Source organism: Thioalkalivibrio sp. AKL17, from assembly GCF_000377885.1.
Lineage (GTDB): Bacteria > Pseudomonadota > Gammaproteobacteria > Ectothiorhodospirales > Ectothiorhodospiraceae > Thioalkalivibrio > Thioalkalivibrio halophilus.
Genome location: NZ_KB898765.1, coordinates 523720 through 531121, shown reverse-complemented (window position 1 = coordinate 531121; position 7402 = coordinate 523720). Strand labels below are relative to the sequence as shown.

At 64.2% G+C, this 7402-nt stretch carries 7 protein-coding genes and 2 rRNA genes (1 of these 9 cut by a window edge); 6 read left to right on the top strand and 3 right to left on the bottom strand.

Annotated features, from left to right (window positions below):
• From D577_RS0105755 to D577_RS0105745, 3 genes are all read left to right on the top strand, one after another.
• Positions 1–1299, top strand: a 23S ribosomal RNA gene (locus tag D577_RS0105755) (it extends 1580 nt beyond the left edge of the window).
• A gap of 87 nt (positions 1300–1386) precedes the next feature.
• A 5S ribosomal RNA gene (gene rrf / locus D577_RS0105750) occupies positions 1387–1502 on the top strand.
• A 99-nt stretch (positions 1503–1601) separates the two neighbouring features.
• Entirely contained in the window at positions 1602–1808 is a 207-nt protein-coding gene (locus D577_RS0105745) for a hypothetical protein (RefSeq protein WP_018946592.1), read from the top strand.
• A 39-nt stretch (positions 1809–1847) separates the two neighbouring features.
• Here the strand turns inward: D577_RS0105745 and D577_RS0105740 are convergent, their stop codons facing one another.
• The 3 genes from D577_RS0105740 to dapA are packed head-to-tail and all read right to left on the bottom strand — an operon-like array spanning position 1848 to position 4698.
• Positions 1848–2609, bottom strand: coding sequence for an MBL fold metallo-hydrolase (locus D577_RS0105740; RefSeq protein ID WP_026288928.1), 762 nt, complete (start codon positions 2607–2609; stop codon positions 1848–1850).
• A gap of 24 nt (positions 2610–2633) precedes the next feature.
• Positions 2634–3812, bottom strand: a complete 1179-nt coding sequence (gene bamC, locus D577_RS0105735) for an outer membrane protein assembly factor BamC (RefSeq protein ID WP_018946590.1) — start codon at positions 3810–3812, stop codon at positions 2634–2636.
• Positions 3813–3819: 7 nt separating this feature from the next.
• A complete protein-coding gene (gene dapA / locus D577_RS0105730) occupies positions 3820–4698 on the bottom strand; it encodes a 4-hydroxy-tetrahydrodipicolinate synthase (RefSeq protein ID WP_018946589.1) in 879 nt (292 codons plus the stop codon).
• A gap of 170 nt (positions 4699–4868) precedes the next feature.
• On the opposite strand from dapA, the gene D577_RS0105725 reads away from it, so the two are divergent.
• The 3 genes from D577_RS0105725 to D577_RS0105715 are packed head-to-tail and all read left to right on the top strand — an operon-like array spanning position 4869 to position 7395.
• Positions 4869–5423 (top strand): glycine cleavage system protein R, encoded by a 555-nt coding sequence (locus D577_RS0105725; protein ID WP_018946588.1) that lies wholly within the window; start codon positions 4869–4871, stop codon positions 5421–5423.
• Between the two features lie 32 nt (positions 5424–5455).
• Positions 5456–5929 carry a peroxiredoxin gene (locus D577_RS0105720; RefSeq protein WP_018946587.1) on the top strand — a complete coding sequence of 158 codons (474 nt, stop codon included), beginning with the start codon at positions 5456–5458 and terminating at the stop codon, positions 5927–5929.
• Positions 5930–5973: 44 nt separating this feature from the next.
• On the top strand, positions 5974–7395 hold the full coding sequence (locus tag D577_RS0105715; protein ID WP_018946586.1) for a PhoH family protein: 1422 nt from the start codon (positions 5974–5976) through the stop codon (positions 7393–7395).
• Positions 7396–7402 lie beyond the last annotated feature (7 nt).

The window sequence follows — 7402 nt, the reverse complement described above, 5'->3', positions numbered from 1 at the left end:
CTCCAAACCGACACAGGTGGGCAGGGTGAGAATCCCAAGGCGCTTGAGGAAACTCGGGTGAAGGAACTAGGCAAAATGGTACCGTAACTTCGGGAGAAGGTACGCCTCGGATGGTGACGGGACTCGCTCCCCGAGCTGTTCGAGGTCGCAGAGACCAGGCCGCTGCGACTGTTTACTAAAAACACAGCACTCTGCTAACTCGAAAGAGGACGTATAGGGTGTGACGCCTGCCCGGTGCCGGAAGGTTAATTGATGGGGTTAGCTTCGGCGAAGCCCTTGATCGAAGCCCCGGTAAACGGCGGCCGTAACTATAACGGTCCTAAGGTAGCGAAATTCCTTGTCGGGTAAGTTCCGACCTGCACGAATGGCGTAACGATGGCGGCGCTGTCTCCACCCGAGACTCAGTGAAATTGAAATCGCAGTGAAGATGCTGTGTACCCGCGGCCAGACGGAAAGACCCCGTGAACCTTTACTACAGCTTCACACTGAACTTTGAGCTTGTTTGTGTAGGATAGGTGGGAGGCTTTGAAACCGGGACGCCAGTCTCGGTGGAGCCATCCTTGAAATACCACCCTTGCAAGTTTGGAGTTCTAACTCAGGCCCGTTATCCGGGTCGAGGACCGTGTGTGGTGGGTAGTTTGACTGGGGCGGTCTCCTCCCAAAGAGTAACGGAGGAGTGCGAAGGTACCCTCAGCGCGGTCGGAAATCGCGCGACGAGTGCAAAGGCATAAGGGTGCTTGACTGCGAGACAGACACGTCGAGCAGGTGCGAAAGCAGGTCTTAGTGATCCGGTGGTTCTGTATGGAAGGGCCATCGCTCAACGGATAAAAGGTACTCCGGGGATAACAGGCTGATACTGCCCAAGAGTCCATATCGACGGCAGTGTTTGGCACCTCGATGTCGGCTCATCACATCCTGGGGCTGAAGCAGGTCCCAAGGGTATGGCTGTTCGCCATTTAAAGTGGTACGCGAGCTGGGTTTAGAACGTCGTGAGACAGTTCGGTCCCTATCTGCCGTGGGCGTCGGAGATTTGACAGGATCTGTCCCTAGTACGAGAGGACCGGGATGGACGCACCTCTGGTGTTCCGGTTGTCACGCCAGTGGCATTGCCGGGTAGCTAAGTGCGGAAGGGATAACCGCTGAAAGCATCTAAGCGGGAAACCCACCTGGAGATGAGATCTCCCTGGAGCTTCGAGCTCCCTGAAGGGCCGTTGAAGACGACAACGTTGATAGGCTGGGTGTGGAAGCGCGGTAACGCGTGAAGCTAACCAGTACTAATTGCCCGTGCGGCTTGACCATATAACACCCAAATGGTTGTTGGTCTCTTCTGACACATCACCTAGTTGCATTCCGAATTTGGACAGTGAGCGCTGTCCAGCCAGTTTGCCTGGCGGCTATAGCGAGCAGGAACCACCCGATCCCATCCCGAACTCGGAAGTGAAACTGCTCTGCGCCGATGGTAGTTAGGGGCCTCCCCTCGTGAGAGTAGGTCACCGCCAGGCATTTACACCGAAAGCCCGATTCCTCTTGCGAGGGGTCGGGCTTTTTTTGTGCCTGTTTTTGTGGTGGTGAGACGCCGGACGGCCGGCGGGAGGTATGCGGTGGCGAACAAGCGGACGGATGGTGGGCTGGTGATCGTGGGCCTGGTGCTTATTGCCGTGGGGGCGTATGCGCTGCTGGGGCAGCAGGTCCATTTCTCGCCGATCGCTCCCCGTGAGGATGGAGGATTTGGCGGGTGGTTCGCGACCGTTGTGGGTGTGGTGATGATCCTTGGCGGGCTGTATTTCCTCCGCGAATCGCGGAAGTAGACTCTGGCAGCCAGCGGGCTGCGTTTCTGTGGCTATTCCCTAGAGCTCGCGCCAGCTGAACCCTTCTTCCTGGGTGGCGAGTTCCATTTCGGCTGCGGCCGCGCCGACGCCCTCTGCAAGCGCTTTCCGGGCGTGGTCGGGATGGTTGTTGTCGCTGGACAGGTGCATCCCGATCAGGGAGCGCAGCTTTCGGTTGTCGGCCCGCCGGAGCAGGTCACGCGCCGCGTGGTTGGGGAGGTGGCCCCATCCTCCGCGAATGCGCTCCTTGAGGCGCTCGGGATACGGGCCGGCCTGGAGCATATCCGGCTCGTGGTTGCATTCGAGCAGGAGTCCGTCGACCCGGGCGGCGATCGCGACCATGTGAGGCGTGACATGGCCGGCATCGGTCATTAGTGCCAGCTCGCGGTCGCCGTCGGACAACGTGAACTGCGTGGGTTCTCGCGAGTCATGCGGGACGGTGAACGGAATCACCCGCAGGTCGCGGATCTCGATCGGCGAGTCGCTGGTGATTTCCAGGGTGCTGGGGAAGCGATTGTCACGGGCGGCACGGATGGTGCCGTGGGAAGCGTATACGGGGATCCCGTGGCGTCGGGAGAACGCGCCGGTAGCCCCGATATGGTCACCGTGCTCGTGCGTGATGAGGATTGCGTTCAGCTGGTTGGGCTGCAGGCCTGCGCGCGCGAGCCGACGTTCGGCCTCCTGAGCGGAGAAGCCGCAGTCGATCATGATGCAGGTGTGGCGGGCGCGCACGACCAGTGCGTTTCCGCCGCTCCCGCTTCCAAGGGAACAGTATCGAAGCATGCCGACAGTGCCGGTGCTGGGCGATCAGCGGCGAAATCCTTCCTCGATCCGTTCGAGGAGGAACCGGGTGTCGTCCTCGTCCAGCGGTTCGCCCTCGATGTCCCGTGCACGCAGGAGGGACTGGCCGTTGTCCGCGGAGAGTTCGAGCCGGTAGCGCGTGTCTGCGCGGCGGTCACCGCGACCGAACAGGCGGCTGAAGAAGCCACCTTCGTCTTCGTCGGCGCTGTCCGGGCGATAGGTGACTTCGTGCACGCCGCTGCGGCGGTCGCGTTCGTCGACGAGGAGGCCGGAACGGTCGAGGCGCATGCCGAGGTGCCGCCATACCTGGTCCGTTTCGCTGTCAAAGCGAAGAACCAGTTCGTCGCCGACATTCTCGATGCGAGCGCCCGGCACCCGCTGGACCTCGGATTCGTCGGCGCGCTGACCGCCTTCGCCGGGGTCGCCGGTGAGCAGGAACAGGCGGAGGCGATTGAGCATTTCCGCCTCCAGTTCCGGATCGGAGGGGCGGGAAACCCAGAGGAAGCGTTCTTCGCCCACGGGCTGTTCTTCGGCCCCCCGATGGGTGATGTAGACCGCGGTGCGACCGTCTTCCTCGCGTTCCACGCGCAGGCGGTACCGGTCACGGGTGTTCGAGTCGTAGAGACCGCCAATGGTCCGGGCGATGAAGCCGCGGGTGCCGCTGAACGGGATACCGGCGCGGTCTTCGGCCCACTGGGTTTCCATGATGCCGACTTCCGGTTCGTTGCGTTCCAGCGGCAGGTTCTGGCTGTCCCAGAACGCGGCCAGGCGATTCCACAGGTCGTCCGGGTCGGTATCGACCGTCAGCCAGCGCGTATCGCCGTCACGCCAGATCTGTACATCGCTGTCTTCGGGCAGGACCTGGACCTCGCCGGCTCGCGGCGCCAGGGCGCCCGTTCCGTCCGGTGTGCCGGTCTGTCGGGTATCGGGCTGCTGCATCTCGCGGGCGCTGACGCGTTCTCCCGGCGCGTCGGGGACGCGGTAGCCGTCGCGGCTGTCGGGGGCACTGAGTTCGGGCGGAACCTCGAGGTCAGGGGCCTGACGGGATTCCTGATATACCGGGCCACGGTCATCGGTACCGGCGCAGCCGGCGGTACCCAGTGCGAGGGCGACGGCCAGCGGCAGCGCCGCGGGCAGGTAAGCGCGTACGGTCGTACGAGCGGAAAAGGACGAAAAACGGGTCATGAACGGTTCATACCTCGATGCCGGCCTGGCGCATGGCGTCCAGAACCGGGGCGTGAAACGGAGCCGAAAGCGGTGTCAGCGGGAGGCGGATGCCTTCTTCCATCATGCCCATCTGCTGCAGCGCCCATTTGACCGGGATCGGGTTGGCTTCCAGGAAAAGGGCCGAGTGCAGTCCGTCCAGCTGGCGGTTGATCTCGCGGGCTCGTTCGGCATCGCCTTCGCGCACTGCCCGGCACATCTCCGACATCAGACGCGGCGCGACGTTCGCCGTGACCGAGATGACGCCGTGGCCACCGGCCAGCATGAAGGCAAGTCCGTTGGCATCCTCGCCGCTGAACAGGTCCAGGCGGCTCCCGACGCGTTCGACCAGCTCGGCAGTGCGCTCGTTGCTGCCGGTCGCCTCCTTGATGCCGACGATGTTGGGCACCCCGGCGAGGCGCTCGACGGTTTCGGGCAGGATGTCGACCGCCGTCCGGCCGGGCACGTTGTACAGGATCTGCGGGATGTCCACCGCCTCGGCGATGGTCTTGTGATGCAGATACAGACCTTCCTGGGTCGGCTTGTTGTAGTAGGGGGCGACCAGCAGGCAGGCATCGGCACCGGCTTCCTTCGCACACCGGGTCAGGGCGATCGCCTCCCGGGTGGAATTGGCCCCGGTTCCGGCGATGACCGGCAGGCGGCCATCGATGGTCCGCACGACGTGCGCGATGGCCTCGCAGTGTTCGTCGAAATCGAGGGTGGCCGATTCGCCGGTGGTGCCCACGGCGACGATGGCGTCGGTACCCGACTCGACATGGAATTCCAGCAGCCGATCCAGCGCTGGCCAGTCCAGGCTGCCATCGGCGTGCATCGGGGTCGCGAGCGCGACCATGCTGCCTTGAAACATCGCCCCCTCCAGGACAAGTAATGGTGCAGTCTAACGGGGGACTGACAGGGCATTCAAGAAAGCGCCGCGTTGGCCTGTACCCGGGGAGGTGATATGTTCCGGCATCATGATCCACGCGATGCGCCATTGCCGTTCGCCATCCTGCTCGCCGGTTGCAGGAGGCCGGGCCCGTGGCTGAGGTCGTCGGGGCCGGTACGCACACCGAGCTGGTGCTGAGTCTGCTGGGGCCGGACCGGCCGGGCCTGGTGACCCAGGTGACCCAGCACGTCGCCGAATCCGGTTGCAATCTGGAAGCCAGTCGCATGGTGGTGCTTTCCGGCTATGCCTGCATGGCGGTGACCGCCAGCGGAAACTGGAAGACCCTGGCGACCCTGGAAGGGCGGCTGGAACGTCTGGAACGCGAGAGCGGGCTGGTGGTGACCGCGCGTCGCGGGCCGCTGGCAGAGGCGGGTGAGGCCGCGATGGCCTACGCGGTGGACGTGATTGCCCTGGATGCCCCGGGGCTGCTGCACGGCCTGGCGAACTTCTTCGCCACGCGGGGCGTCAACCTGCGGGATGTACAAAGTCGCGTTTACACGGCGCAGCAGACGGGCGCCCGCATGTTCGCGGCGAACATCGTGATCGACATCCCGGCCGCGCAGCATCTGGCGACGCTGCGGGGCGAATTCATGGACTTCTGCGACGAACTCAATCTCGACGGGGTGCTGGAGCCGATCAAGGCCTGAATGCCGCCCCGTCCCCGACCGGAGACACGAGAATGACGGTTGCGATCGATCAGGCCGTACCTGCCGATATCCGCCTGCCGGCCACCGGCGAGCAGGAGCTGGCGCTGGAGGATTTCCGCGGGCGCACGGTGGTCCTGTATTTCTACCCCAAGGACAACACGCCGGGGTGTACCAACGAGAGCCGTGACTTTGCCGAGCGCCTGGCCGATTTCGAGGCAGCGGGGGCGGTGATCCTCGGCTGCTCGCGCGACAGCGTGAAGAGCCACGAGAATTTCCGCAGCAAGCAGGAGCTGCCGTTCGACCTGCTCAGCGATGCGGACGAGCGCCTGTGCGAGGCCTTCGACGTCATTGGCATGAAGAACATGTACGGCAAGCAGGTGCGCGGCATCGAGCGCTCCACGTTCCTGATCGACGCGGACGGCGTGCTGCGCCGGGAATGGCGCAAGGTGAAAGTCCCCGGCCACGTGGACGAGGTGCTCGCCGCGGTGCGTGAACTCTCGGGCTGACATCGAGCGCGTTTCTGCCCCTGCCCCTGCGCCCCGGAGGCCCGATGATCGAAGACCGCGAACCCGGCCGTCATCTGTTCGTGCTGGACACCAACGTCCTGATGCACGACCCCACCGCGCTGTTCCGTTTCAAGGAGCACGACATCTTCCTGCCGATGGTGGTGCTGGAAGAGCTGGACCGGGGCAAGAAGGGGGTCTCCGAGGTGGCGCGCAACGTGCGTCAGGTGAGCCGGTTCATCGACGAGCTGATGACCGGGGCCACCCACGAGGCGATTGTCGCCGGGCTGTCGCTGACGGCGACGTCGCTGGAGGACTCGGATCTCGGCGGCCATGGCCGGCTGTTTTTCCAGACCCGCAGCCTGAATTCGCACTTGCCCGAGTCCCTGCCGGGCTCTTCGGCCGACAACGACATTCTCAGCACCGCACGGGCGCTGGAAGAGGAGCTCCCGGATGTCCGGGTGACCCTGGTTTCCAAGGACATCAACCTGCGCATCAAGGCCGCGGTGATCGGCCTGCATGCGGAGGACTACCACAACGACCAGGTGCTGGATGACGTTTCCCTGCTGTACTCGGGGATGCAGGAGCTGCCCGGCGACTTCTGGGACACCCACGGCGCGGCGATGGATTCCTGGCAGGAGGCCGGCCGGACCTATTACCGGGTGAAGGGCCCGCTGGTTGCGGAATGGCATCCCAACCAGTTCGTCTATCGCGAGGGCGAGCAGCCCCTGAGTGCCATCGTGCTGGAGGTGGATCGGCCGGCCGAGACCGCCGTGATCGAGCTGGTGGACGACTACATGAATCCCCGGCACACGGTCTGGGGCATCAATGCCCGCAACCGCGAGCAGAACCTGGCGCTCAATCTGCTGATGGATCCGGAGGTCGATTTCGTCTCGCTGGTGGGAGCGGCGGGGACGGGCAAGACCCTGCTGACCCTCGCGGCCGGCCTGGCGCAGACGCTCGAGGACGGGACCTACAAGGAAATCATCATGACCCGGGTGACGGTGCCGGTGGGCGAGGACATTGGCTTCCTGCCGGGTACCGAAGAGGAGAAGATGACTCCGTGGATGGGGGCCCTGATGGACAACCTCGAGGTCCTCGGCGGCAACACCGAAGGGGCCGGGGAATGGGGCCGGGCGGCCAGCGGGGACATCCTCACCAGCCGCATCAAGATTCGCTCGCTCAACTTCATGCGCGGGCGTACCTTCCTCAGCCGCTACATCATCCTGGACGAGGCGCAGAACCTCACCAGCAAGCAGATGAAGACGTTGATCACCCGCGCCGGGCCGGGGACCAAGATCGTCGCGCTCGGCAACATCGCGCAGATCGATACCCCGTACCTCACCGAGACCACCTCGGGGCTGACCTATGTGGTGGACCGCTTCCGTGAATGGACGCACAGCGGGCACATCACGCTCACCCGCGGCGAACGCTCGCGGCTGGCGGATTACGCTTCCAACCACCTGTAGGTGGCGC